The following is a 22,742-nucleotide window of genomic DNA, read 5'->3' as shown; positions in this document are numbered from 1 at the left end:
CATCACCCCATGACCCGTGTACTGCTCGCCGAGGACGACGCGTCCATCTCGGAGCCGCTGGCCCGTGCCCTGCGCAGGGAGGGGTACGAGGTCGAAGTGCGTGAGGACGGCCCGACCGCCCTCGACGCCGGGCTGCAGGGCAGCGTCGACCTCGTCGTACTCGACCTGGGGCTGCCCGGGATGGACGGCCTCGAGGTGGCCCGCCGCCTCCGTGCCGAGGGGCACACGGCACCGATCCTGATCCTCACCGCTCGCGCCGACGAGGTGGACACCGTCGTCGGCCTGGACGCGGGCGCCGACGACTACGTCACCAAGCCCTTCCGCCTCGCCGAGCTGCTCGCCCGCGTCCGGGCCCTGCTGCGGCGCGGCGCGGCCGAGCCGCAGCAGGCTCCGGCCACGCACGGCGTGCGGATCGACGTCGAGTCGCACCGCGCCTGGATGGGCGAGGAGGAGCTCCAGCTCACGGCCAAGGAGTTCGACCTGCTCCGGGTCCTGGTCCGTGACGCGGGCCGCGTGGTCACCCGCGACCAGCTGATGCGCGAGGTCTGGGACACGACATGGTGGTCGTCCACCAAGACCCTGGACATGCACATCTCCTGGCTGCGCAAAAAACTGGGCGACGACGCGGCGAACCCGCGATACATCGCCACTGTGCGGGGCGTCGGCTTCCGCTTCGAGAAGAGCTGAGGTCAGCCCCGTCAGGGGCGCGGGGAACTGCGCGAGCAACCCAAGAAGACCCGCACCCGCCAGGAACCCGCCGTAGGCAGACGCGTCTGCGGGTCCGTCGTGGCGGGCCGCGTAGTTTCCCCGCGCCCCTGACGGGGCCTCCGCCGGTGTCCGATCCGGGACACTGGAGGACTCCGCACCCCCGCCCGGGAGGGCATCTTGCGCCGCCGACTGATCAGCAGCACCCTCGCCGTGGTCCTCGTAGTCATCGCAGTCTTCGGTGTGAGTCTGGTGATCGTCGAGACGAGGACCATCAGCAGCAGCGCCCAGGAGCGAGTGACGAGCGAGGCGTTCCGCCTGGCCAGCATCGTGGACAGCAGGCTCATCAGCGACGAGCGGATCAGCGCCGAGATCCTGCGGGAGGTCGCCGCGGTCGACACCGACCGCTACGCCCTCATCGAGATCCCCGGCCGCGCCCCCATCGAGATCGGCAGCCGTCCCACCGGCGACGTCATCCACGACACGGCCAAGGGCGAGGAGGGCGAGAAGGTCACCGTCGAGGAGCCGCGCACCGCGGTCACCCAGGAGGTCGGCCGCACCCTGCTGATCATCAGCGCCGTGGCCCTCCTCGCGATCATCGCCGCGGTGCTTCTCGCCGTACGCCAGGCCAACCGCCTGGCCTCACCGCTCACCGACCTCGCGGAGACCGCCGAGCGCCTCGGCTCGGGCGACCCGAGGCCCCGCCACAAGCGCTACGGGGTGCCGGAGCTGGACCGGGTCGCGGATGTCCTGGACGGCAGCGCCGAGCGGATCGCCCGGATGCTGACCGCCGAGCGCAGGCTCGCCGCGGATGCCTCGCACCAGCTGCGTACGCCGCTGACGGCCCTGTCCATGCGCCTGGAGGAGATCACCGTCACCGACGAGCTGGACACGGTCAAGGAGGAGGCCACGATCGCGCTCGCGCAGGTCGAGCGCCTCACCGACGTCGTGCAGCGGCTCCTGACGAACTCACGCGACCCGCGTACCGGCTCCGCCGTCTCCTTCGACCTGGACGAGGTCGTCAAGCAGCAGCTGGAGGAGTGGCGCCCGGCCTACCGCAGCGCGGGCCGCGCCATCGTCAGCTCGGGCAAGCGGCATCTGCGGGCCGTGGGCACCCCCGGGGCGGTCGCGCAGGTCCTGGCCGCGCTCATCGAGAACTCGCTCATGCACGGCGGCGGCACCGTCGCCCTGCGGACCCGCGTCACGGGCAACCAGACGGTCGTCGAGGTCACCGACGACGGCCCCGGCGTCCCCGCCGATCTCGGCGCGCGGATCTTCGAGCGCACCATCAGCGGCCGCAACTCCACGGGCATCGGCCTCGCGGTCGCCCGGGACCTGGCCGAGGCGGACGGCGGGCGCCTGGAGATGCTGCAGACCAGGCCGCCGGTCTTCGGCCTCTTCCTGTCCCGTACGCCGCCGCAGAAGCGGGACCGGGAGCACGAGGAGACGGTGCGCTAGCGCGTGCCCCGGCCGGCCGGTCGCTTCCGGTCGGCCGCCGTCACGGCCGCGGACGCCGTGGACCCCGTGGACGCCGTGGAGCCGCCCTCCAGGAACGATTCCGCACGGGCGACGGTCTCCCGCGCGGGCAGGGCCTTGAAGACCCAGCTGCGGTAGGACCAGAAGCGGAAGCAGGTGGCGATGCCGATGCCCACGAACTTGAAGATGTTGCGCTGCAGCGGGCTGTCCCAGTCGAAGCCGTAGATCGCCGCGTACAGGACGCCGTTCTCGATCACCACGCCGACCGCGCTGAACATCAGGAACAGAGTGAGCTCCTTGGTGCGGGAGCTCTTGTCACGGTCCTTGTACGTGAAGTAACGGTAGCCCGCGTAGTTGAAGGCGATGGCGACGACGGTGGCGATCACGTTCGCGCGCACGGCCTGAAGGTCCGTGGTGTGCCACAGAAGGTTGGAGACGCTGAAATTCACCAGCGTGCCCAGCGCCCCCACCGCACCGAACTTGGCCACTTCGCGCGCGAGCTGATCCAGTCGCACCCGTAGTGCGCCACGTTCCGTCATGGTGGTCGCCCCAACCCCCGTCGTCGATTCGTTCGGTCTCGTCCTCGTCGACGTATCTGGTGATTCGGTCGCGTCAACCCAGCCATGCTAACCAGCGACCCCCGTCCGTCGCGCGGGGACGCCTCCACACTGTGTCGGCTCTGTGACGGGAGGGCCCGTACGGTGCACGGGAACCGGCCGTTCCGACGTGGCCGATACAGGCCGATACCCTGGGGGTGTGACGTTCCCGGTAGTCGGCATGGTCGGCGGCGGTCAGCTCGCCCGCATGACCCACGAGGCGGGTATCCCCCTCGGCCTGAAATTCAAGCTCCTCAGTGACACCCCTCAGGACTCCGCGGCGCAGGTCGTCGGCGATGTCGTCATCGGCGACTATCGCGACCTCGACACGCTGCGCGAGTTCGCGAGGGGCTGCGACGTGATCACTTTCGATCACGAACACGTACCCACCGAGCATCTACGGGCCCTGGAGGCGGACGGCATCCCCGTGCGTCCGGGGCCCGACGCGCTGGTGCACGCCCAGGACAAGGGCGTGATGCGCGAGAAGCTCACGGAGATCGGCGTGCCGTGCCCACGCCACCGGATCGTGAGGGACCCGGCCGACGTGGCCGCCTTCGCGGCCGAGGGCGACGGCTTCCCCGTGATCCTCAAGACGGTGCGTGGCGGCTATGACGGAAAGGGGGTGTGGTTCGTCCGTTCCGTCGAGGACGCCGAAGACCCCTTCCGGGCCGGTGTCCCGGTCCTGGCCGAGGAGAAGGTCGACTTCGCGCGGGAACTCGCGGCGAACGTCGTGCGCTCGCCGCACGGCCAGGCCGTGGCCTACCCCGTCGTCGAGTCGCAGCAGGTCGACGGCGTCTGCGACACGGTCATCGCGCCGGCCCCCGGCCTCTCGGAGGACCTCGCGGGCCAGGCGCAGGAACTGGCCCTGCGCGTCGCCAAGGAGCTCGGGGTGGTCGGCCACCTGGCGGTCGAGCTCTTCGAGACCCGCGACGGCCGCATCCTGGTCAACGAACTGGCGATGCGCCCGCACAACTCCGGCCACTGGACGCAGGACGGGGCGATCACGTCCCAGTTCGCCAACCACGTGCGCGCGGTGCTCGACCTGCCGCTCGGTGACCCGCGCCCGCGGGCGAAGTGGACGGTCATGGCCAATGTCCTGGGCGGCGACTACCCGGACATGTACCAGGCGTACCTGCACTGCATGGCGCGCGACCCGCAGTTGAAGATCCACATGTACGGCAAGGACGTGAAGCCCGGCCGCAAGGTCGGTCACGTCAACACCTACGGCGACGACCTGGACGACGTGCTGGAGCGCGCCAGTCACGCGGCCGGCTACCTCAGAGGAACGATCACCGAATGACCGCACCTGTAGGACCCGCAGGCCCCGTAGGACCTGTCGTCGGCATCGTCATGGGCTCGGACTCCGACTGGCCGGTCATGGAGGCCGCGGCCAAGGCGCTCGACGAGTTCGAGATTCCCTACGAGGTCGACGTCGTCTCCGCGCACCGCATGCCGCGCGAGATGGTCGCGTACGGCGAGGAGGCCGCGGACCGCGGCCTCAAGGCGATCATCGCGGGGGCGGGCGGCGCCGCGCACCTGCCGGGCATGCTGGCCTCGGTGACTCCGCTGCCGGTGATCGGAGTGCCCGTACCGCTCAAGTACCTCGACGGCATGGACTCCCTCCTGTCCATCGTGCAGATGCCCGCGGGCGTGCCGGTGGCCACCGTCTCGGTGGGCGGGGCGCGCAACGCGGGCCTCCTCGCGGCGCGCATCCTGGCCGCGCACGACCCCGAACTCCTCGGCCGTATGCGGGAGTTCCAGCAGGAGCTGAACGAACAGGCCACGGAGAAGGGCAAGCGGCTCCGTACGAAGGTCGAGGGCGCGGGTTCCGGCTTCGGCTTCGGCTCGGGGAAGTGAGCGGCATGACGTCCCAGGACAGCGCCTCCCTCGCCGACGCCCGCGCCTTCCTCGCCGAGTTCCCGGTGGTCGACGGGCACAACGACCTGCCCTGGGCGCTGCGCGAGAAGGCCGGTTACGACATCGACCGCCTCGACATCGCGGCCGACCAGACGGGCCACCTCCACACGGACATCGCGCGGCTGCGGGCGGGCGGGGTCGGTGCGCAGTTCTGGTCGGTGTACGTCCGCACGGACCTGACGGGCGACGCGGCGGTGAGCGCGACGCTCGAACAGGTCGACTGCGTCGACCAGTTGCTGACGAGGTACCCCGGAGATCTGGTCCGAGCCCTGACGGCCGCGGACATGGAGGAGGCGCGGGCCGAGGGTCGCATCGCGTCCCTGATGGGTGCCGAGGGCGGCCACTCCATCAACAACTCCCTCGCCACGCTGCGGGCGTTGCACGCGCTCGGTGTCCGCTACATGACGCTGACGCACAACGACAACATCGCGTGGGCGGACTCGGCGACGGACGATCCGGGGGTCGGGGGCCTGTCGGCCTTCGGCCACGAGGTGGTCCGCGAGATGAACCGCAGCGGCATGCTCGTGGACCTCTCCCACGTGGCGGCGACGACGATGCGGGCGGCCCTGGACACCTCCGTGGCGCCGGTGATCTTCTCGCACTCGTCGTCGCGCGCGGTGTGCGACCACCCGCGCAACATCCCGGACGACGTCCTGGAGCGGCTGAAGGCGAACGGCGGCGTCGCGATGGCGACTTTCGTCCCGAAGTTCGTTCTGCAGGCGGCAGTTGACTGGACGGCGGCGGCCGACGAGAACATGCGGGCGCACGGCTTCCACCACCTGGACACGACGCCGGACGCGATGAAGGTCCACGCGGCCTTCGAGGAGTCGACCCCGCGCCCGGTCGCCACGGCGGCGACGGTCGCCGACCACCTCGACCACATGCGCGAGGTGGCCGGCATCGACCACATCGGTATCGGCGGTGACTACGACGGCACGGCGTTCACACCGGACGGCCTCGACGATGTCGCGGGCTACCCGAACCTGATCGCGGAGCTCCTGACCCGCGGCTGGTCGAAGCCGGACCTGGCCAAGCTGACGTGGCAGAACGCGGTCCGCGTGCTCGGAGCGGCGGAGGACGTGGCACGCGACGAACAGTCCCGCCGCGGCCCGTCGAACGCGACACTCCAACAACTGGACGGCTGAGGGCGTACGGGGCTACGGGGCTACGGGCCTACGGGCATCAGGGCGGGGGCGGCCGACGGGCCGCCCCCGCCCTTCGCGCTGCTCCAGCAGACGCCTCCGCCGCGCGGCACCAGCCGCGGTCAGCGCCCGACACTGCGGGTAGCTCGGCGCGGGCGCCCGCGTCCCGTAGTCGGGCGGGAAGGCAGGGGGGCGGGGTTGGCCGATCGGCGGCCCTTGCCCTTCGCTGTCCCGTGATCTCAGCCGACGAGCCACCGCGCGAACCGCGGCGAGCGGGCGAAGAGGTCCTCTACGGCGTCGTCGGACGCACCGTGCCGACCGTGGTCTGTGTTCGGTGGCAGGTGCAGCTTGGTGCGGGTGCCCGACGGCCCGTCTCTGGGCCGGGCCCGTACCCCCCAGCCGTGCTTCAGCGGACAAGCCCCCGCGCGAACCGCAGCGAGCGGGTGAAGACGTCTTCAACGGCTTCGTCGGACGCGCCGTGCCAGCCGTGGTCGGCGTCCGGCACCGTGTGCAGCTCGACCGGCGCGCTCGCCTCCCGCAGCCGGGCGGCGAGCGCCTCGCTGTGTGTCACCGGGACCATCGTGTCCTGCTCGCCGTGGATCAGGAGGAACGGCGGGGCGGTGGGGTGGACCCGGGTCACGGGGCTTGCCTCGCGGGCCCGGTCGGGTACCGCCGCGGGGGCGGCGCCCAGCAGCAGGGCCTCCGGGGTCTCGGCGCTGTGCGGGTCGAACGGGCCGCGGGGGACGGTGAGGTCGCTCGGGGCGTACCAGCTCACCGCGCCCGCGGCCGAGACCTCGGGGTCCAGTGCCAGGAGCGAGGCCAGGTGCCCGCCCGCGGACTCGCCCCACACCACGGTCCGCGCGGTGTCGACGCCGAGCTCCGGTCCGCGCAGAGCCAGCCAGCGCAGGGCGGTGCGCAGGTCCCGCAGAGGTGCGGGGAAGCGGGCCTCTCCGCTGAGCCGGTAGTCGGCGCAGGCCACCGCGAAGCCCGCCGCCGCGATGCGCGCGAGCGGACCCGGATTCCAGTGCCGGGTCCGCAGCCCCATGTCGTCACGGCGCCCCCGCCGCCACGCGCCCCCGTGCACGAACAGGACGAGCGGGGCGGGCCCGTGCCCGGCCTCCGGCAGCCAGAGGTCGAGCTCCAGCGGGCGGGCGCCGTCGACCTCCCCGTACGGGACGCCGCGCAGGACCCGCGGATGCGGGGCCGGAAGGGGCGCGACGTCCGGATGGGGCGCGGCGATCAGCCGGCGCAGGGACTCGCTCACCGGGTGCGCCACTGGTGCTCGGGCAGGAAGCGGACGTCGTAACGCTCGGGCACGGTGGCGAACTTGTCCGGCGTGGGGATCACGGGCTCGCGCGGCAGGCCGAGACCCTCGGCGGGCGCCCCGAGGGTCTCGAAGAACCGCTCGAAGGTGCCACCGGGCCCCGCGGCGACGCCGACGACCTGGCTGTGGTGACGCTCCATGCGGTACGCGTGCGGACAGTTCTTGGGCACGAAGCCGAAGTCACCGGGGGTGAGGAGCTTCTCCTGCTGCTCGCCCTCCAGGTCCTCGACGAACAACCGGACGGCGCCCTGGGTGACGTAGAAGACCTCGTAGGTGTCCGGGTGCAGGTGGGCCGGGATGACGTCCCCCTTCGGGCCCTCGACGGTGAAGAAGTTGAAGCCGTTCTCGGTCTGCTCGCCGCCCGCGTAGATCGTGATCAGGTCGCCGAAGAGGTGGGCACGGTCGCCCTCGCCCTTCTCGATGACATAGGGCTTGCCCGGCTCGGCCGGGATACGTGAGGAGCGCCGGTGGCGGGTGGCGTACTCGATGGTCATGGCTCTCCCGGGGTACGGAACGACGAACTGGAACGTCAGGCAGCCTGACATAAAGCGAAGGGGTCGGGCAAGCGTCGTCCGCGCATAAGCTCTCGGCATGCACGCCACCGGCCGCAACCTCCCCCAACTGCTCGGCGACGCCCGCCGCTGGTTCGAGGACGCGCTCCTCGCGACCCTGCAAGAGGCGGGGGAGGCCCCGGTGTCCCCGACCCAGGCGGGCCTCTTCGCCGTCCTCGACGAGGAGGGCACGACCGTTTCCGAGCTGGCGCGCCGGATGGGCGTCACCCGGCAGACCGCGCATCAGGCGGTGCACGCCCTGGTCGCGGCAGGCCTCCTGGAGCAGGTCCCCGACCCTTCGTCGGGGCGCCAGCGGCTCATCAGGCGTACGGCGGAGGGTGAGCGCACGCATCGCGAGGCGGAGCTGGTCCTGCACCGCTTGGAGGGGGTGCTCGCCGAGCGGATCGGCCCGGAGGTCACCCGGGCGCTGCGGGCGGCCCTAGAAGCACCCCGGGGAAGCCCGCCTGCCCTCGCTCCGCGCGAGGGGTGACCGCGCGAGGGGTGAAACGCCGATCGCCCTCCCCTCGCAGTGAGCGAGGGAAGGGCGATCGGCGTGTCAACGCGCCGCGGGCTACGGCAGGTTGCGGGCCATCACGATCCGCTGGACCTGGTTCGTGCCCTCGTAGATCTGCGTGATCTTCGCGTCCCGCATCATGCGCTCGACGGGGTAGTCACGCGTGTAGCCGTAGCCGCCGAGCAGCTGGACGGCGTCCGTGGTGACCTCCATCGCGACGTCCGAGGCGAAGCACTTGGCCGCCGCGCCCTGGAAGGTGAGGTCCGCATCGCCTCGCTCCGACTTGGCCGCCGCCGCGTACGTCAGCTGACGCGCGGCCTCGATCTTCATGGCCATGTCCGCGAGCATGAACTGCACGCCCTGGAAGTCGCCGATGGGCTTCCCGAACTGCTTGCGCTCCTGGACGTACCCCTTGGCGTAGTCGAGCGCGCCCTGTGCGATGCCGAGCGCCTGGGCCGCGATGGTGATGCGGGTGTGGTCCAGGGTCTTCATCGCCGTGGCGAAGCCCGTGCCCTCCTCGCCGATCATGCGGTCGGCGGGGATGCGAACGTTGTCGAAGTAGACCTCGCGGGTCGGTGAACCCTTGATGCCGAGCTTCTTCTCCGGGGCGCCGAAGGAGACACCCTCGTCCGACTTCTCGACGACGAAGGCCGAGATGCCGCGCGAGCGCTTCTCCGGGTCCGTCACGGCCATCACCGTGTAGTACTCGGAGACGCCCGCGTTCGTGATCCAGCGCTTCACGCCGTTGAGGACCCAGAAGTCCCCGTCACGGACGGCCTTCGTCTTCATGCCGGCCGCGTCCGAACCGGCGTCCGGCTCGGAGAGGCAGTACGAGAACATGCCCTCGCCCTTGGCGAGCGGCGTCATGTACTTCTTCTTCAGCTCCTCGGACCCGGAGAGGATCACGGGGAGCGAGCCCAGCTTGTTCACGGCCGGGATGAGCGAGGACGAGGCACAGACGCGCGCCACCTCCTCGATCACGATGACCGTGGCGAGCGCGTCGGCGCCGGTGCCGCCGAAGCTCTCCGGTACGTGCACGGCGTGCAGGTCGGAGGCGACGAGTGCGTCGAGCGCCTCCTGCGGGAAGCGGGCCTCCTCGTCCACCGCCGCGGCGAAGGGCGCGATCTTCGCCTCGGAGAGCGAACGGATCGCGTCGCGGAGCATGTCGTGCTCCTCGGACGGGCGGTACAGGTCGAAATCAGCCGATCCGGCCAAGGTCTCTCACGCTCCAAGGACGCTAATTACCGTTAAGTAACCCAAATTTTAGAGGGCGGCTCACGCGAGGGATACGTGAGCTTGCCGACAGGGGGGAGCCGACGGGTGGCAATGGCGGAAACGTGCCCTGTCAGAGGCCCGACTATGCTCGGGCACCGCACTGACGGCCGTAGACCCCTGGAGCACCGCATGGCCCTCAAGATCACCGTGATCGGCACCGGGTACCTCGGTGCGACACACGCCGCGGCCATGGCCGAGCTCGGTTTCGAGGTGCTCGGCCTCGACGTCGTGCCCGAGAAGATCGAGATGCTGCAGCGGGGCGAGGTCCCGATGTACGAGCCCGGCCTGGAGGACCTGCTGCGCAAGCACGTCGCCGGGATCGAGGGTTCCAGCGGGCGGCTGCGCTTCACCATGGACTTCGCCGAGGTCGCGGCCTTCGGTGACGTGCACTTCGTCTGCGTGAACACCCCGCAGAAGCACGGCGAGTACGCCTGCGACATGAGTTACGTCGACAGCGCCTTCGCGCAGCTCGCTCCGCACCTGACGCGGCCCGCGCTGGTCGTGGGCAAGTCCACCGTGCCGGTCGGCTCGGCGGAGCGCCTCGCGCGCGAGCTGGCCGCCGCGGCGCCGGTGGGTGCGGAGGCCGAGCTTGCCTGGAACCCGGAGTTCCTCCGGGAGGGCTTCGCGGTGAAGGACACCCTGCACCCCGACCGCATCGTCGTCGGCGTACGCAGCGCGCACGCCGAGAAGCTCCTGCGCGAGGTGTACGAGGGCCCGGTGGGCGAGGGTTCGCCTTTCGTCGTGACGGACTTCCCGACCTCGGAGCTGGTGAAGACGGCGGCCAACTCCTTCCTCGCCACGAAGATCTCGTTCATCAACGCGATGGCCGAGGTGTGCGAGGCCGCGGGCGGGGACGTCGTGAAGCTGGCGGAGGCGCTCGGGTACGACGACCGGATCGGCAAGAAGTTCCTGCGGGCCGGGATCGGCTTCGGCGGTGGCTGCCTGCCCAAGGACATCCGGGCGTTCATGGCACGGGCGGGGGAGCTGGGCGCGGACCAGGCGCTGACGTTCCTCCGCGAGATCGACTCCATCAACATGCGGCGGCGCGGGCAGATGGTGGAGATGGCGCGCGAGGCGCTGGGCGGCGGGTCCTTCCTGGGCAAGCGGGTCGCGGTCCTCGGCGCCACGTTCAAGCCGGACTCGGACGACGTCCGTGACTCGCCCGCGCTGAACGTCGCCGGGCAGATCCACCTCCAGGGCGGCCAGGTCACGGTGTACGACCCCAAGGGCATGGCGAACGCGGCCCGCCTCTTCCCGACGCTGGCGTACGCGGACTCCGCGCTGGCGGCGGCACGGGGCGCGGACGCCGTGCTGCACCTGACGGAGTGGCGCGAGTTCCGCGAGCTGGACCCGGAGGCCCTGGGCGAGGTGGCATCCCAGCGCCTGATCCTGGACGGCCGCAACGCATTGGACCCCACGGTGTGGCGGGGCGCGGGCTGGACGTACCGAGCGATGGGGCGGCCTTCGGCCTGAGGTTTCGACGGCGGGGCGGCGCCCTGCGGGCTGGGGTGGGGCGGCGCGTGTCCGCCGGGTGCGGCTCTCGTTGTCGGCTGCGGGTCCGGTCCGTGTGTGGGTGCGGGTCCGGTCCGTGTGTGGGTGCGGGGCCGCGCCGGTATGTCCGTCCTCGCTATCGTCCGGTGGCCGTTGGGTTGCTTCGCCTCCGGAGCGCCGCGAACCGTGCTCCGGGCAGACATACCGGCACGTCCCCTCCCGCGCGCTGCCGACTGCGGGTGCGCGCGAGCCGCGGAAAGACCGCCTCGCCCCCCGCCGCCCCCCGGCCCCCTGGCTGTACGCGCCGCCCCCGCCCTGCCCCGTGTCCCTGCGGGGCAATGCTGCGATACCCCCCCGCCCCCGACCCTGGCTGCTGTGCGCGCCCCCACCCACCCCACCCCGTGTCCCTGCGGGGCAATCGGGCGGGTGGGCGGGAAAGGCTTGTTCGGGCAGGGGTGGATGCGGGGTAATCGGGCGGGTGGGTGGGAGAGGCTCGTTCGGTACGTGGCGGATGCGGGGCCTGACCTTAGGGCCCGCCCCGCGGGGACTTCCGGGCCCGGTACGCCCGCATCTTGGCGCGCGAACCGCACACCCCCATGTCACACCACCGGCTCCGCCCGGCCGGGCTCCGGTCGTAGTAGGCCCAGTGGCAGTCCCCGGCCTCGCACGCCTTGAGGCGAGCCCACGTGCCCGCGGTCACCGCCTCCGCGATGGCCGCCGCCACCCGGGAAGTGAGAGAGGACGGCTCCGCGGGGGCCAGCCCCGCCGAGCCGTCCTCCGCCGAGACCGTCACCAACAGCGGCGCCGCGGCGAGGAGTTGACCCAGCGGGGGCGCAGGCGCGTGCGGCCCGTGCCCGGCATGGGCGAGACACGCCACCCGCAGCGCCTCCCGCAGCTCCCGCGCCGCCGCCACCTCCGCCCCGGGCGCGAGCCCGAACGGCGCGCGCCCCTCCGCCGAGTCCAGCGCGTCCGCGCCCGACTCCAGGTCCAAGGTGTTCACCAGCGCCTGGATCAGCGCGAGGCCCCCGGGAGCGGGTGCTCTGTCATTCATGCTTGCGACGTTACCGCTTGTGCGGGATTATGCAGTAACCGTTACTGGTAGCAGCCCGCTTCCAGTAACCGCCCGCGAACGAGGAGAAGTAGTCATGCCCCTCGCCAAACTCGGCGTCGTCGTACTCGACTGTCCCGACCCCCTCGCGCTCGCCACCTTCTACGCGGCCGTCATCGGCGGCACTCCCAAGGGGGACGGTGAGGACTGGGTCACCCTCGAAGGCCACGGCGGCACACCGCTCGCCTTCCAGGCCGCCCCCGGCCACGTACCGCCGCAGTGGCCCGAGGCCGCCCGCTCCCAGCAGTTCCACCTGGACCTCGACGTGGAGCGGGCGCAGCTGGACGCCGTCGAGAAGGCGGTGCTCGCGCTCGGCGCCACGGCGCTCGACACCCAGGACCGCGAGCGGAGCTTCCGCGTGTACGCCGATCCGGCAGGGCACCCGTTCTGTCTCTGCGCCTGCTGAATCCCGTAGCGGAAAGGAGCGCCCATGGCACCCGTCGGACGCCTGCGCAATGTCGTGCTCGATTGCCTGGATCCCTATCAACTGGCTGGCTTTTACCAGCAGTTGATCGGTGGTGAGATCGAGGCCGATGCCGAGGAGGACGACGACTGGGTCACCCTCCAGGCCCCCGGCGGCCTGCGCCTCTGCTTCCAGGAGGCCCCCGGCCACCGCCCGCCCGACTGGCCGCACGCGGAAACCGGCTCCCAGCAGATCCACCTCGACATCGACGTGGGCCCGAGCGCCGGGGACGTCGAACGCGCCCAGGAGCGCGTGCTCGCCCTGGGCGCCAAGCCGCTCGACGTGGACGACGACAACGGCGAGCGCGACTTCCGCGTCTACGCCGATCCAGCAGGGCATCCCTTCTGCCTCTGCTGGATCGCCGCGGACTGAAAGGGCCGGGGGAAGGGCTCGGACCTCAGCCGGCCGCCTGCTGCCGCTGCCTGTCCCGCGCCGCCCGCGCCGCGAAGTCCGCGCCGCGCAGCACCCGTTGGGCATTGCCCCACGTCAGCCGCGCGAGGTCGTCGTCGGACCAGTCGCGTTCGACGAGCTCGGCGAGCAGGTGCGGATAGCGCGAGGTGTCGGCGAGACCTTCGGGGTGCTCGACCGACGTGTCGTACATCCCCGAGAGGCCCACGCACTCCGGGCCCGCGAGACGGCGTACATGATCGACGTGGTCCGCCACCTCGCTGATCGAGGAACCCGTCTGCTCGGCCGCCAGGGGCACCAGGCACAGGCCCTTGGCGGCGCCGAGCGCGGTGAGCAGGTCGTCCGGCAGGTTCGCCGGGGCGTCCCGCAGCGCGCGGGCTCCCGAGCGGGTGAACAGGACGGGCGCCCTGGAGACGGTGAGCACCCGGCGCGCGGTGGCCTCGGACGCGCCGGACAGCTCGGCGAGCACCCCGAGCCGGTTCAGCTCGCGCACCACCTCCTCGCCGAACGGGGTGAGCCCGTCGGGGCCCGCCCATGACGTACCGGAGAGGGTGAGCGAGACCAGGCCGAGGGCGTGCAGGGCGCGCAGCGTGGCGAGCGAGTCGCCGAGCGCCTCGGCGCGCGCCGGTCCGATCAGGGTGGCGATCCGGCCGCAGTGGCGGGCGTCGGCCACCTCGGAGGCCGTACGGGCCAGGCGCAGCCCCTCGGAGTGGCCGCCGACGACGTGCTTGACGAGGTCGATCTGTTCGAGGGTCGCGCCGAGGACCCGGTCACCGGCGATGCCGTCCGGGACGTGTACGGACCAGAACTGCGCGCCCACGCCGCCCGACCGCAGCCGGGGCACGTCGGCGTCCACGGCGCTGTCGCCGAGCTCCAGGTCGTACCAGGGCAGCCCGCGCAGCGCCCAGGGCAGTCCGCTGTAGCCGTCGGCGACGGGATGCGCGGCGAGCAGGGCGCGGGCGTGCCGCAGTGGGTCCGGCGCGGGCGGCTCCAGCGCCGACGGTTCCGGTGCGGTCGGCTCCGGCGCGGTCGCTTCAGGACCGGGCTCGGATATGGGTGGGGGCTCGGGGGGCCGCTCGGCGGGCCGGTCCAGTGCTCCGGCTTCGGCGGTGGTGTCGTATTCGACCTGCAAATCTGCCATGGCTGCGCTCCGGCTTCAGGGAGGGTCCGGTCCACCGTGACACGCGAGAGCCGCGGCTTCGCGGCGGGCGAAGCGTTCGGGGTACGAGGCAGTGGCGGCGGCGTGCGAAGGGGCCCCGCCGATCGACCGGCGGGGCCCCTTCGAAGTGCTTTCGACGCGCTCGGGAGAGTGCCTCGATGAGCTCAGCAGAGCGCTTCGAGGCGCTCGGGAGACGGCTCAGCCGCCCGAGACGGTGACCTTCTCGTCGTTGTTCAGCTGCTTCACCATCTGCTTGACCTTGGCCTTGTCCCACAGGAGGTTGCCGCCGGTGGAGCCCGCGAGCGGCATGTTCATGGACTTGCCGTCGCCGCCCGTGACGCCCTTCATCGCCCAGAACATGGACGCCACGTCGAACAGGCCCATGTCCTTGTCGACGACCAGCGTGTCAAGGCCCGCGCCCATCGTGGGGTAGAGCTTGAAGGGGTTGAGGACCGTGCTCGGCGTCGCCGCCTGGTTGGCCAGGGCCGCGAGGAACTTCTGCTGGTTCTTCGTGCGGTCCAAATCGCTGCCCTTGAGGGCGTAACGGGTGCGGACGAAGGCCAGGGCCTCCTTGCCGTCGAGGGTCTGCTTGCCCGCCTCGAAGTCGGCGCCGGACTTCTCGTCCTTGAAGCCCTCGGGGATGTCCATCTCGACGCCGCCGACCGCGTCCACGATCTTGGCGAAGCCGCCGAAGCCGATCTCGGCGTAGTGGTCGATCTTCAGGCCGGTGTTGTACTCGACGGTGCGCACGAGCAGCTCGGGGCCGTCCTCCGCGTACGCCGCGTTGAGCTTCGTCTGGCGGCCCTGGTTCGGGTAGAGCTTGCCGGACTCGGCGCCCTTGAAGGAGGGGATCGTCACGTTCGAGTCGCGGGGCAGGGAGATCATCGTGTTCCCGCCGTCGTCCGCGACGTGCAGGATCATCATCGAGTCCGTGCGCTTGCCCTCGGCGGAGCCGGTGTGGAGGTCCTTCTTGTCCTGGTCGGACATGCCCTCGCGGCTGTCGGACCCGACGATCAGGTAGTTGGTGCCCGCGCCGCCCTCGGGGCGCTCGATGACCTTGGAGAGGTCGACCTCGCGCTTGAGCTTGGAGTCGGCCCAGAAGTACGTGCCGATGGAGACGGCGAGCAGCACCACGACCAGGGTGATCGAGCCGATCTTGAGGCGGCGGCGCCAGTTCGGTGCCGGGCGGGGCGCGCGGGTGCCGTACCCGTCACCGCCGCCCTGGCCGCCCTGGCCGCGGTCGTTCGGCGTGCCGTAGACCTGCCCGGTGTTGTAGCCGCTGTCGTAGCCGTCCTGGCGGGGGCCACGGGGCTCGAACATGTCGTCGCGCGCGTCGCCGTACGGCTGGCCGTACCCGTCGTCGTACGTCGGCTGCTGCGGGACGCTGCCCTGCTGCCGGCCCGGTCGGCCGGGCCCGCCGCCGCGCTGGACGTGCCGCATCACGCGGGCACCCTCGGGCTGGGGGTTCCCGCTGCCACGGCCGTACGCGCGGCCGTTGCCCTGGTCGTCAGGCCAATCGCTCATGTGGCCCAGTGTGCCGTCTCTGCCCATGCGCCTTACAGGGCAGGCGTGATTTCGGTTCAGGGCTGTTGCAGAGCTGATGCAAAGCGGCCGGGCGCGGTGGTGGCATACGTCAGACATAGGGTGGAGCCCATGACAGACCTGGCCCCCGGCACGGAATCGGAGATTCCGGGCAAGCCGACCTCGGCATCCCGCACGACTCTCAGCCACATCATGACCCACGGCGACACCAACCTCCTCGGGACGGTGCACGGCGGCGTGATCATGAAACTGGTGGACGACGCCGCGGGGGCTGTCGCGGGGCGGCACTCGGGCGGGCCCGCGGTCACCGCCTCCATGGACGAGATGGCCTTCCTGGAGCCGGTGCGCGTCGGTGACCTCGTCCATGTGAAGGCGCAGGTCAACTGGACGGGACGCAGCTCCATGGAGGTCGGCGTCCGGGTCCTCGCCGAGCGCTGGAACGAGTCGACGCCCGCGCAGCAGGTCGGCTCCGCCTACCTCGTCTTCGCCGCCGTCGACGCGGACGGCAAGCCGCGGGGTGTGCCGCCGGTGCTCCCGGAGACCGAGCGGGACCGCCGCCGGTATCAGGAGGCGCAGATCAGGCGCACGCACCGCCTCGCGCGCCGCCGGGCCATCAAGGAACTGCGGCAGGCACGCGCCGCGGAGGGCCTCGACGACTGAGCGGCGGGCACGGCGGCCCGGTCAGCAGTCCCGTCGGCAGCCTGCCCTACCGGCACACCACCTGGTCACCGGTCACCGCCCCGAACTCGCCCTGGTAGGCGTCCTCCGCCCGTACCGGCCTGACCTGCTTGAAGTCCTGGCCCGCGAGCACCTTCAGGGTCGCGCCCTGCCCCTTCACCGGCCGCATCAGACAGCCGGGCAGCGCCGTCGCCAGGGACTTCGCCGAGCGGTCCCAGCGCGGGTCGTATGCCACGATCGTGCGCTTGAGCGGTACGCCCGGCACATTGCCCGGGACCCGCGTCGTCCGGAAGCCGGTGGCCCGCAGCCCGCTGTCGACCCGCTTGCCGAGGCCCGGCACACCCGTGGCGTTGTCCACCTGCACCCGGATCTGCTGCGGTGACACGTCGACGATGGCCCTGCGCCCCAGGTTGTGCGCCGCCAGGGGGCGGTCGTCACGCAGCGCCTGGAAGAGCCTCGTGGACCGCACCGGGTCCCACTTCAGCGTCGACCCGATGCCCGGCACCATCACACCCTTGCTGCGCAGCGGCACGGTGGTGAACTCCGACGACCTCGGCGAGAAGCCCCGCATCGCCCGCCCCAGGGCGAGCATCTCGTTCGTGCCGAACCCCTGGTCGGCCCGGACGGAGCCGAGCAGCGTCCTGGACACGTCACGGAACTTGAGCGGGTTGAGCAGCACCCCGCTGCTGGTCGCCTTGGAGATCAGCGCCGCGAGGAACCGCTGCTGGCGCTGCATCCGCCCCAGGTCGGACGTGCCGTCGACATGCCGTGTGCGGACGTACTGCAGGGCGGCGCCGCCGTTCAGCCGGTGCGTGCCGACGGGCAGATTGAGCCCGGTGTACGAGTCCCTCAGCGGGCGTGCGGTGCAGATCTCGACGCCGCCGACCACGTCCACGGTCTTCATGAAGCTGGTGAAGTCCACCTCGAGATAGTGGTCGATCTTGACCCTCGTCATGTTCTCGACGGTCCGCACGGTGAGGTTCGGGCCGCCCTCCGCGTACGCCGCGTTCAGCTTGACCGGATGCGCCTTGTGCCGGTCGCCGGAGTTCCGGTCGACGTGCTCGGGCATCATCGCGAAGCTGTCCCTCGGCAGGCTCACGACACTCGCGCGGTTCCGGTCCTCCGAGATGTGCACGATCATGATCGTGTCCGTGCAGTGACAGGGCGCTCCGCCCAGGCGGTACTTGTGCTTCTCCGCCTTGGTGATCTTGTCCCGGCCGTCGGTGCCGACGAGCAGGACGTTCATGCCGTTGCCCCCCTTGGGCCGGTTCTTCATGTCCTTGAAGGCGTCGACCCGGGCGATCTCGGTGTCCAGGCTGGTGACCACGCCGTGCCCGATCCCGGCCGCCACGAGCACCGTCAAGGAGAACCCCGTCGCCACCCGCATGGTCCACCGTGGCCGCCTGCGCTGCTTGACCGGCCGCCCCGCCGGCTGCTGCCCCGGCTGCCTCGCACGAGGAGGGCGCGGGCCACGTGGGGGCGGGGTGAAGGAGCGGCGGGGCGGTGTGGGCACGTGGGGGGACACCTCCGCGGTGACGGGCGGGCCTGGCCGGACGGGTGGGGGGAGGACTCGTGAGGGGCCGGGGACTGCGAGAACCGTAGGCCCATACGATCTGCGACCCGGGGCAGCAGGCCGGGCGGCGCGCGCCCGTGTCCCCCATTCGCGGTAACGTGGCGCCGATGAACGCGACGCCCGACGAGCAGCTTCCTGCCGTATCCGTGATCATGCCGGTGCTCAATGAGGAACGGCATCTGCGTGCTGCCGTCTCCGCGATCCTCGAGCAGGAGTACGACGGTGAGATGGAGGTCGTCGTCGCGCTGGGTCCCTCCACGGACCGCACGAACGAGATCGCCGCCGAACTGGTCGCCGAGACCGCGGGCAACCGCGCGAAGGTGCAGACCGTCCCGAACCCCACGGGGCGCACGCCCGCGGCCCTGAACGCCGCCATCAAGGCCTCCAGCCACCCGATCGTGGTGCGCGTGGACGGCCACGGCATCCTCTCGCCCGGCTACATCGCAACCGCCGTACGCCTTCTTGAGGAGACCGGCGCGCAGAACGTCGGCGGCATCATGCACGCCGAGGGCGAGAACGACTGGGAGCATGCCGTCGCCGCCGCCATGACGTCGAAGATCGGCGTGGGCAACGCGGCCTTCCACACCGGTGGCGCCGCCCAGCAGGCGGAGACCGTCTACCTCGGCGTCTTCCGCCGCGCCGCCCTCGAACAACAGGGCGGCTACAACGAAGAGTTCATCCGCGCCCAGGACTGGGAGCTGAACTTCCGCATCCGTGAGGCCGGCGGCCTCATCTGGTTCTCGCCCGAGCTGAAGGTGCAGTACCGCCCGCGGCCGAGCGTGAAGGCGCTCGCCAAGCAGTACAAGGACTACGGCCGCTGGCGGCACGTCGTCGCCCGCTACCACGAGGGCTCCATCAACCTGCGTTATCTCGCGCCGCCGACCGCCGTCTGCGCGATCGCGGCGGGCGTCGTGGTGGGCGCGCTGGTCACGCCCTGGGGCTTCGTCGTCCCCGCGGGCTACCTCGCGGCGATCACGGCGGGCTCGCTGCCCGCGGGCAAGGGCCTGCCGCTGAAGGCGCGCCTGCAGATCCCGGTGGCCCTCGCGACCATGCACATGTCGTGGGGCTGGGGCTTCCTGACCAGCCCGCGCTCCCTCGCCAAGAAGGTCATCGCCTCCCGGCGTCCCGCGGTCCTCACCGAGGCCTGAGGGCGGATCCGGCCCACCGTCGGTGGGCCGGATCGCGTCTCACTTCCAGGTGAAGTCCGGGTCCACGTGCATGCACGCCTTCTTGTCCGAGCCGTTGAGCGCCTCGGCCGAGTCCGGCGTCCTGTCGTCCTGCTTCGACTTGGGAGGCGCGTTCCCCTCCCGCCAGTCGGCGCCGACGATCAGGGTGACCCCGGAGACGTCCGTCGACTTCTTCACCGAACTCAGCTTCATGCCGAGGGACTTGGCGACCCGCTGGGCGTCGCCCTCCAGTTCGGCGCTGGGGAACCTGATGACGGTCTTCTCCTCGGCGAGGGCTGTCGTCGTGTCGGCCGCCGCCTTGGTGAAGCCCTTCCCCGCGAGGACTTGCGTCACCGCGCTCGCCCGCCCGCTGACCGGCGGTTCGACGTCCGTGCGGGTGCCGTTCCGCACCTGCACGGCGATCGCGTCGTCCTCCGCAGCCGGATCGTCCGAGAGCTTCTCCTCGGCGGGCTTCTTCCTGCCCTTGCCGTCCAGCGGGATGTCGTCGCGTACGAGGCGGAAGAGCTGCTCGGCGTCGCCCGGCTTGGGAATGACGCGCGCGCCCACGTACTCGAACGGCATGGTCGTCATCGTGGTCCGCTCCGGCGAGACCTTCTTGAGCTCGTTGCTGAGGTCGTAGAGCTTCTTCACCGTGCCGAGGCCGTCGTCGACCTTGAGCGCGCTGGTGGCCGTCTCGGCGAGCCTGCGCAGCTTGTTGGGGCTGCTCAGGCCGGCGTTGTTCCGCAGCTCGCGCACGAGCGAGTTCATGTACATGTGCTGGGCCTTGGCGCGGCTGATGTCGGTGCCGCCGTCGAAGCCGTAGCGGGTGCGCAGCCACTGCAGGGCCTGCTCGCCCTTGACGGACGTGGTGCCCTTCTTCAGCTTCAGGCCCGAGCCGTGGCCCTGGCTGTCGCGCGAGTGGATGTTGGCGTCCACACAGACCGGTACGCCGCCGATCGCGTCGGCCATGGAGACCACACCCGCGAAGTCCACCTCCATGAAGTGGTTGATGTGGATGTCGGTGAGCTTCTCCCAGGTGGCGACCGTGCAGCCGGGGCCGCCGCGGCCGAGCGTCTGGTTCGTCATCGTCCGCTGCGTCGAGGCCTCGTAGACCTTGCCGCCGTCCGGGTCGGTGCACTTGGGGATGTCCACCAGCGTGTCGCGCGGCATGCTGATGACCGACATGTTCGTGCGGTCGGCCGACAGGTGGAGCAGCATCTGGACGTCGGCGAGCGGTGTGCCCCCGAACGTCTCCTTGGCGCCGCCGAGCTTCTGGTTCTCCTTGGAGTCCCGCGCGTCCGAACCGATCAGCAGGATGTTCAGCGGGGTCTGGCCGGCCGCGTTCGGCGTGGGCGCGGGGGCCCGGTGCTCGCCGAGGTTCAGGTCGTCCGTCTCCAGGTTGTCGTTCAGATGCTGGTACCAGAGATATCCGGCGCCGGCCGTGCCAAGTATCAGCACCGACAGGATCGTTGCCGACCAGCGGAGTATCCGCCGTTTGGGACGCGGTGCCCGGCTGCCGCTGCCGCTGCCGGCGCCACCGCCCCCACGGCCACGCCTGCGGCGCCCGCCGCTCGCCGAGGGCTCCCCTCCCTCGTGCGGCGGGCCTCCTTCCAGGCCATGATCACTTGCGTGCGGGACGCGTTGTCGCGCCCCCTCCCCACGCACGCTGCTTCTCCCCATCCCCTGCCCCTCCCCGCGCTACCCCGAAATACGGCCATTCTGCGCCCAGTCAGACGCAGAATGACCGCCTCAGGTCACTTGGCGCACACAGTCTTGTCCGCTTCGACCTTCTGAATGCCCTCCGGCGCCTTCGACGGGGTACTGATGGGCACCCCGGCCCCCTTGAAGTCGCTGCCGAGCGTCAGCTTGATGGCGGGCAGGCCCTGCGAGTTCTTCTCGCTCTTGCCGGGCTTCATCGCGGAGCCGGAGAGCCCCATGACATCGGCGAGCCGCCGGGCCTGGTCGGCCTGGTCGGGGGCGTACTCCAGCGTCGTCTTCTCGAGGTCGGACGGTGCGTTGCCGAGCTGACTGGCCTTGGACATGCCCTCAGTGTTCTGCAAGTACGTGAGAGTTGCCTGAGCGGCGCCGGTCTTCCCGCTGCCGTTGTAGATGTTGACCCGCACCTCGGAGGCATCGGACTTGCTGCCCTCGAGGCGGGCGGCGACCGCCGCCTTCTCCTTCTTCTCCTTCTTCTTCACCGCGGTCAGCGACTCGTCGGCGCGCATCATGGAGAACAGCGGGTCGGCCTTGGCCTCGTTCACGACGACCGTCGTGTGGACCTTCTCGGCCGGGTTGTCGATCACGGGCACGGTCGCGAAGCTGAGGTTCTTCATGTCGAGCTTGCCGAGCTCCATGCCCAAGTCGCGGAGTTTCATGATGTCCGCGATCTTGGAGTCGACGGTGAGCGCCTTCGTGCCCGCCTCGGCGAGATCTATCATCTTCTTCGGGTTCGTGAGCGTGTCGTTCGACTTGAGCTTGCGCATCAGCGAGCTGAGGAACTGCTGTTGCAGCTCGATGCGGCTCAAGTCGCCGCCGGTGCCCACCGAGTGGCGCGTGCGGACGAACGCCAGCGCGTCCTCGCCCTCGATGTTGTGCTTGCCCGCGGGCAGCTTCAGATGCGAGTCCGGGTCGTCGATGTCCTTGGCCAGACAGACATCGACGCCGCCGACCGCGCTGGAGAGCGTCTTGACCGCGTTGAAGTCGGCCACCATGAAGTGGTCCGGCACGATTCCGGTGATCTTCGTGACCGTACGCATGGTGCAGCTCGGCGTGCGCTCGCTCTGCCCGAGGCTCTCGTTGAAGCGGGCGTCCTGCGTCCCGGCGATCGTCTTCTTGCTGCCGTCCTCCATCGTGGTCGGGCAGTCCGGAATGTCCGTGATCATGTCGCGCGGGATGCTCAACGCGGTGGCGTTGGTGCGGTCCTTGGAGACGTGCAGCAGGATCGTCGTGTCGGCGTGGCCGACGCTTCCCTTGTCGCCGTACTTCTCGTTGCCCTCGCCGCTGCGCTTGTCCGTGCCCATCACCAGGATGTTGATGGCGCGGTCCTTGCTGAAGCCGCCGGTGCTCGCGCCGTCGTCGGCGATCGAGTTGATGTTGCCGTTGAGGTGTTGGTAGTAGACGTACCCGCCTACACCGACCGCGACGAGGACGAAGGCGAGCGAGCCGCCCGTCCACGTCAGGATCTTCTTGCTCTTCGACTTCTTCGGCTTCTGCTTGCGCCGCCCGCCCGCCGTCTCCGGCTGCGGAGCCCGGCGCCTGCGCTGCGGCGGCACGTCCCGCGGTTCGTCACGGCCCTCGTCACGCCGGCCATCGCGGCCGCGCGTTCCCTGGCGTGACGTGGACCTGGGTGATCTGCGAGGTCCAGGCACTGACGACTGCCCAGCGGAAGGGCTCAGTCGCAGTTCGTAATCGCCGGTGTTCGGGTTGAGCACCCACTGGTCTGCGGGGTCGATGTTCTCCGCCCGCCCACGGCCTTGCGCGTCCACGGTTAGCTGCGTCCTCCGTCGGGGCCACGCGGCGCCTTTCCCCCCTCAAGACAAGGCGCTCGGTCAATCGTCCAGCGGTGCGCGGGCACGAAGGGCCCGGCGCACCGGATCGCTCACACTATCCGGCCAGTTCAGCGTCGAACGACGCCGGTGACAAATTCCACTCCCA

At 70.9% G+C, this 22,742-nt stretch carries 21 protein-coding genes; 11 read left to right on the top strand and 10 right to left on the bottom strand.

Annotated features, from left to right (window positions below):
- Positions 1 to 9 precede the first annotated feature (9 nt).
- Together ACIBCK_RS13835 and ACIBCK_RS13830 are read left to right on the top strand one after the other, a co-directional pair.
- Positions 10 to 687, top strand: coding sequence for a response regulator transcription factor (locus ACIBCK_RS13835; protein ID WP_190083462.1), 678 nt, complete (start codon positions 10 to 12; stop codon positions 685 to 687).
- A gap of 198 nt (positions 688 to 885) precedes the next feature.
- Positions 886 to 2,163: an ATP-binding protein gene (locus tag ACIBCK_RS13830; RefSeq protein ID WP_399389858.1), complete on the top strand. Its 1,278-nt coding sequence runs from the start codon at positions 886 to 888 to the stop codon at positions 2,161 to 2,163.
- On the opposite strand, the gene ACIBCK_RS13825 is transcribed toward ACIBCK_RS13830, so the two are convergent.
- Entirely contained in the window at positions 2,160 to 2,720 is a 561-nt protein-coding gene (locus tag ACIBCK_RS13825) for a GtrA family protein (protein WP_399389857.1), read from the bottom strand. The two genes, ACIBCK_RS13830 and ACIBCK_RS13825, sit on opposite strands and share 4 nt — an antisense overlap.
- A 187-nt stretch (positions 2,721 to 2,907) precedes the next feature.
- Here ACIBCK_RS13825 and ACIBCK_RS13820 point away from each other — a divergent pair, with 187 nt between their 5' ends.
- Genes ACIBCK_RS13820 through ACIBCK_RS13810 form a run of 3 tightly spaced genes read left to right on the top strand, consistent with a single transcriptional unit; the run spans position 2,908 to position 5,839 of the window.
- Positions 2,908 to 4,077: a 5-(carboxyamino)imidazole ribonucleotide synthase gene (locus ACIBCK_RS13820; protein WP_399389856.1), complete on the top strand. Its 1,170-nt coding sequence runs from the start codon at positions 2,908 to 2,910 to the stop codon at positions 4,075 to 4,077.
- Complete coding sequence (purE, locus tag ACIBCK_RS13815) at positions 4,074 to 4,634, top strand: 5-(carboxyamino)imidazole ribonucleotide mutase (protein WP_367042603.1); 561 nt, start codon at positions 4,074 to 4,076, stop codon at positions 4,632 to 4,634. Before ACIBCK_RS13820 ends, purE begins: the two co-directional genes overlap by 4 nt.
- A gap of 5 nt (positions 4,635 to 4,639) precedes the next feature.
- A complete protein-coding gene (locus ACIBCK_RS13810) occupies positions 4,640 to 5,839 on the top strand; it encodes a dipeptidase (RefSeq protein ID WP_399389854.1) in 1,200 nt (399 codons plus the stop codon).
- A gap of 403 nt (positions 5,840 to 6,242) precedes the next feature.
- Here the strand turns inward: ACIBCK_RS13810 and ACIBCK_RS13805 are convergent, their stop codons facing one another.
- Positions 6,243 to 7,100 (bottom strand): alpha/beta hydrolase fold domain-containing protein, encoded by an 858-nt coding sequence (locus ACIBCK_RS13805; protein WP_399389852.1) that lies wholly within the window; start codon positions 7,098 to 7,100, stop codon positions 6,243 to 6,245.
- Positions 7,097 to 7,654, bottom strand: a complete 558-nt coding sequence (locus ACIBCK_RS13800) for a quercetin 2,3-dioxygenase (protein ID WP_399389850.1) — start codon at positions 7,652 to 7,654, stop codon at positions 7,097 to 7,099. The genes ACIBCK_RS13805 and ACIBCK_RS13800 overlap by 4 nt, the downstream gene beginning before the upstream one ends.
- Positions 7,655 to 7,751: 97 nt before the next feature.
- On the opposite strand from ACIBCK_RS13800, the gene ACIBCK_RS13795 reads away from it, so the two are divergent.
- Positions 7,752 to 8,201: a MarR family winged helix-turn-helix transcriptional regulator gene (locus tag ACIBCK_RS13795; RefSeq protein WP_399389848.1), complete on the top strand. Its 450-nt coding sequence runs from the start codon at positions 7,752 to 7,754 to the stop codon at positions 8,199 to 8,201.
- 81 nt (positions 8,202 to 8,282) lie between these two features.
- Here ACIBCK_RS13795 and ACIBCK_RS13790 read toward each other — a convergent pair whose 3' ends face one another.
- A complete protein-coding gene (locus ACIBCK_RS13790; RefSeq protein WP_399389846.1) occupies positions 8,283 to 9,440 on the bottom strand; it encodes an acyl-CoA dehydrogenase in 1,158 nt (385 codons plus the stop codon).
- A 189-nt stretch (positions 9,441 to 9,629) separates the two neighbouring features.
- On the opposite strand from ACIBCK_RS13790, the gene ACIBCK_RS13785 reads away from it, so the two are divergent.
- On the top strand, positions 9,630 to 10,973 hold the full coding sequence (locus ACIBCK_RS13785; protein WP_399389845.1) for a UDP-glucose dehydrogenase family protein: 1,344 nt from the start codon (positions 9,630 to 9,632) through the stop codon (positions 10,971 to 10,973).
- Between the two features lie 544 nt (positions 10,974 to 11,517).
- On the opposite strand, the gene ACIBCK_RS13780 is transcribed toward ACIBCK_RS13785, so the two are convergent.
- Positions 11,518 to 12,042 (bottom strand): CGNR zinc finger domain-containing protein, encoded by a 525-nt coding sequence (locus ACIBCK_RS13780; protein ID WP_399389843.1) that lies wholly within the window; start codon positions 12,040 to 12,042, stop codon positions 11,518 to 11,520.
- Between the two features lie 94 nt (positions 12,043 to 12,136).
- Here ACIBCK_RS13780 and ACIBCK_RS13775 point away from each other — a divergent pair, with 94 nt between their 5' ends.
- Both ACIBCK_RS13775 and ACIBCK_RS13770 read left to right on the top strand, forming a co-directional pair.
- Entirely contained in the window at positions 12,137 to 12,505 is a 369-nt protein-coding gene (locus tag ACIBCK_RS13775; protein WP_399389842.1) for a VOC family protein, read from the top strand.
- Positions 12,506 to 12,529: 24 nt separating this feature from the next.
- Positions 12,530 to 12,934, top strand: coding sequence for a VOC family protein (locus tag ACIBCK_RS13770; protein ID WP_399389840.1), 405 nt, complete (start codon positions 12,530 to 12,532; stop codon positions 12,932 to 12,934).
- Between the two features lie 25 nt (positions 12,935 to 12,959).
- Here the strand turns inward: ACIBCK_RS13770 and ACIBCK_RS13765 are convergent, their stop codons facing one another.
- Both ACIBCK_RS13765 and ACIBCK_RS13760 read right to left on the bottom strand, forming a co-directional pair.
- Positions 12,960 to 14,111, bottom strand: a complete 1,152-nt coding sequence (locus ACIBCK_RS13765) for a dipeptidase (protein WP_399389838.1) — start codon at positions 14,109 to 14,111, stop codon at positions 12,960 to 12,962.
- Positions 14,112 to 14,327: 216 nt separating this feature from the next.
- On the bottom strand, positions 14,328 to 15,653 hold the full coding sequence (locus ACIBCK_RS13760; RefSeq protein ID WP_399389836.1) for an LCP family protein: 1,326 nt from the start codon (positions 15,651 to 15,653) through the stop codon (positions 14,328 to 14,330).
- 129 nt (positions 15,654 to 15,782) lie between these two features.
- On the opposite strand from ACIBCK_RS13760, the gene ACIBCK_RS13755 reads away from it, so the two are divergent.
- Positions 15,783 to 16,331, top strand: a complete 549-nt coding sequence (locus ACIBCK_RS13755; RefSeq protein WP_351163175.1) for an acyl-CoA thioesterase — start codon at positions 15,783 to 15,785, stop codon at positions 16,329 to 16,331.
- A gap of 46 nt (positions 16,332 to 16,377) precedes the next feature.
- Here the strand turns inward: ACIBCK_RS13755 and ACIBCK_RS13750 are convergent, their stop codons facing one another.
- Positions 16,378 to 17,736: an LCP family protein gene (locus ACIBCK_RS13750; protein WP_399389834.1), complete on the bottom strand. Its 1,359-nt coding sequence runs from the start codon at positions 17,734 to 17,736 to the stop codon at positions 16,378 to 16,380.
- Positions 17,737 to 18,029: 293 nt separating this feature from the next.
- Between ACIBCK_RS13750 and ACIBCK_RS13745 the strand changes: the two genes are divergently transcribed.
- Positions 18,030 to 19,070, top strand: coding sequence for a glycosyltransferase family 2 protein (locus tag ACIBCK_RS13745; protein ID WP_399389832.1), 1,041 nt, complete (start codon positions 18,030 to 18,032; stop codon positions 19,068 to 19,070).
- Positions 19,071 to 19,109: 39 nt separating this feature from the next.
- Here ACIBCK_RS13745 and ACIBCK_RS13740 read toward each other — a convergent pair whose 3' ends face one another.
- On the bottom strand, positions 19,110 to 20,768 hold the full coding sequence (locus tag ACIBCK_RS13740; protein WP_399389830.1) for an LCP family protein: 1,659 nt from the start codon (positions 20,766 to 20,768) through the stop codon (positions 19,110 to 19,112).
- A 74-nt stretch (positions 20,769 to 20,842) separates the two neighbouring features.
- The gene (locus tag ACIBCK_RS13735) at positions 20,843 to 22,573 is read right to left on the bottom strand and encodes an LCP family protein (protein WP_399389828.1); all 1,731 of its coding nucleotides are present in this window, start codon (positions 22,571 to 22,573) and stop codon (positions 20,843 to 20,845) included.
- Positions 22,574 to 22,742: the final 169 nt, after the last annotated feature.

Source organism: Streptomyces sp. NPDC051218, assembly GCF_044455475.1.
Lineage (GTDB): Bacteria > Actinomycetota > Actinomycetes > Streptomycetales > Streptomycetaceae > Streptomyces.
The sequence above is the reverse complement of the archived record's forward strand: the minus strand, read 5'-3'. Positions and strand labels throughout refer to the sequence as shown.

Coding starts and splice junctions, on each gene's coding strand:
- ACIBCK_RS13835 (WP_190083462.1), top strand. CDS start 10: ATGACCCGTGTACTGCTCGCCGAGGACGACGCGTCCATCTCGGAGCCG.
- ACIBCK_RS13825 (WP_399389857.1), bottom strand. CDS start 2,720: ATGACGGAACGTGGCGCACTACGGGTGCGACTGGATCAGCTCGCGCGC.
- purE (WP_367042603.1), top strand. CDS start 4,074: ATGACCGCACCTGTAGGACCCGCAGGCCCCGTAGGACCTGTCGTCGGC.
- ACIBCK_RS13810 (WP_399389854.1), top strand. CDS start 4,640: ATGACGTCCCAGGACAGCGCCTCCCTCGCCGACGCCCGCGCCTTCCTC.
- ACIBCK_RS13800 (WP_399389850.1), bottom strand. CDS start 7,654: ATGACCATCGAGTACGCCACCCGCCACCGGCGCTCCTCACGTATCCCG.
- ACIBCK_RS13795 (WP_399389848.1), top strand. CDS start 7,752: ATGCACGCCACCGGCCGCAACCTCCCCCAACTGCTCGGCGACGCCCGC.
- ACIBCK_RS13785 (WP_399389845.1), top strand. CDS start 9,630: ATGGCCCTCAAGATCACCGTGATCGGCACCGGGTACCTCGGTGCGACA.
- ACIBCK_RS13780 (WP_399389843.1), bottom strand. CDS start 12,042: ATGAATGACAGAGCACCCGCTCCCGGGGGCCTCGCGCTGATCCAGGCG.
- ACIBCK_RS13775 (WP_399389842.1), top strand. CDS start 12,137: ATGCCCCTCGCCAAACTCGGCGTCGTCGTACTCGACTGTCCCGACCCC.
- ACIBCK_RS13770 (WP_399389840.1), top strand. CDS start 12,530: ATGGCACCCGTCGGACGCCTGCGCAATGTCGTGCTCGATTGCCTGGAT.
- ACIBCK_RS13765 (WP_399389838.1), bottom strand. CDS start 14,111: ATGGCAGATTTGCAGGTCGAATACGACACCACCGCCGAAGCCGGAGCA.
- ACIBCK_RS13760 (WP_399389836.1), bottom strand. CDS start 15,653: ATGAGCGATTGGCCTGACGACCAGGGCAACGGCCGCGCGTACGGCCGT.
- ACIBCK_RS13755 (WP_351163175.1), top strand. CDS start 15,783: ATGACAGACCTGGCCCCCGGCACGGAATCGGAGATTCCGGGCAAGCCG.
- ACIBCK_RS13750 (WP_399389834.1), bottom strand. CDS start 17,736: ATGCGGGTGGCGACGGGGTTCTCCTTGACGGTGCTCGTGGCGGCCGGG.
- ACIBCK_RS13745 (WP_399389832.1), top strand. CDS start 18,030: ATGAACGCGACGCCCGACGAGCAGCTTCCTGCCGTATCCGTGATCATG.
- ACIBCK_RS13740 (WP_399389830.1), bottom strand. CDS start 20,768: ATGGGGAGAAGCAGCGTGCGTGGGGAGGGGGCGCGACAACGCGTCCCG.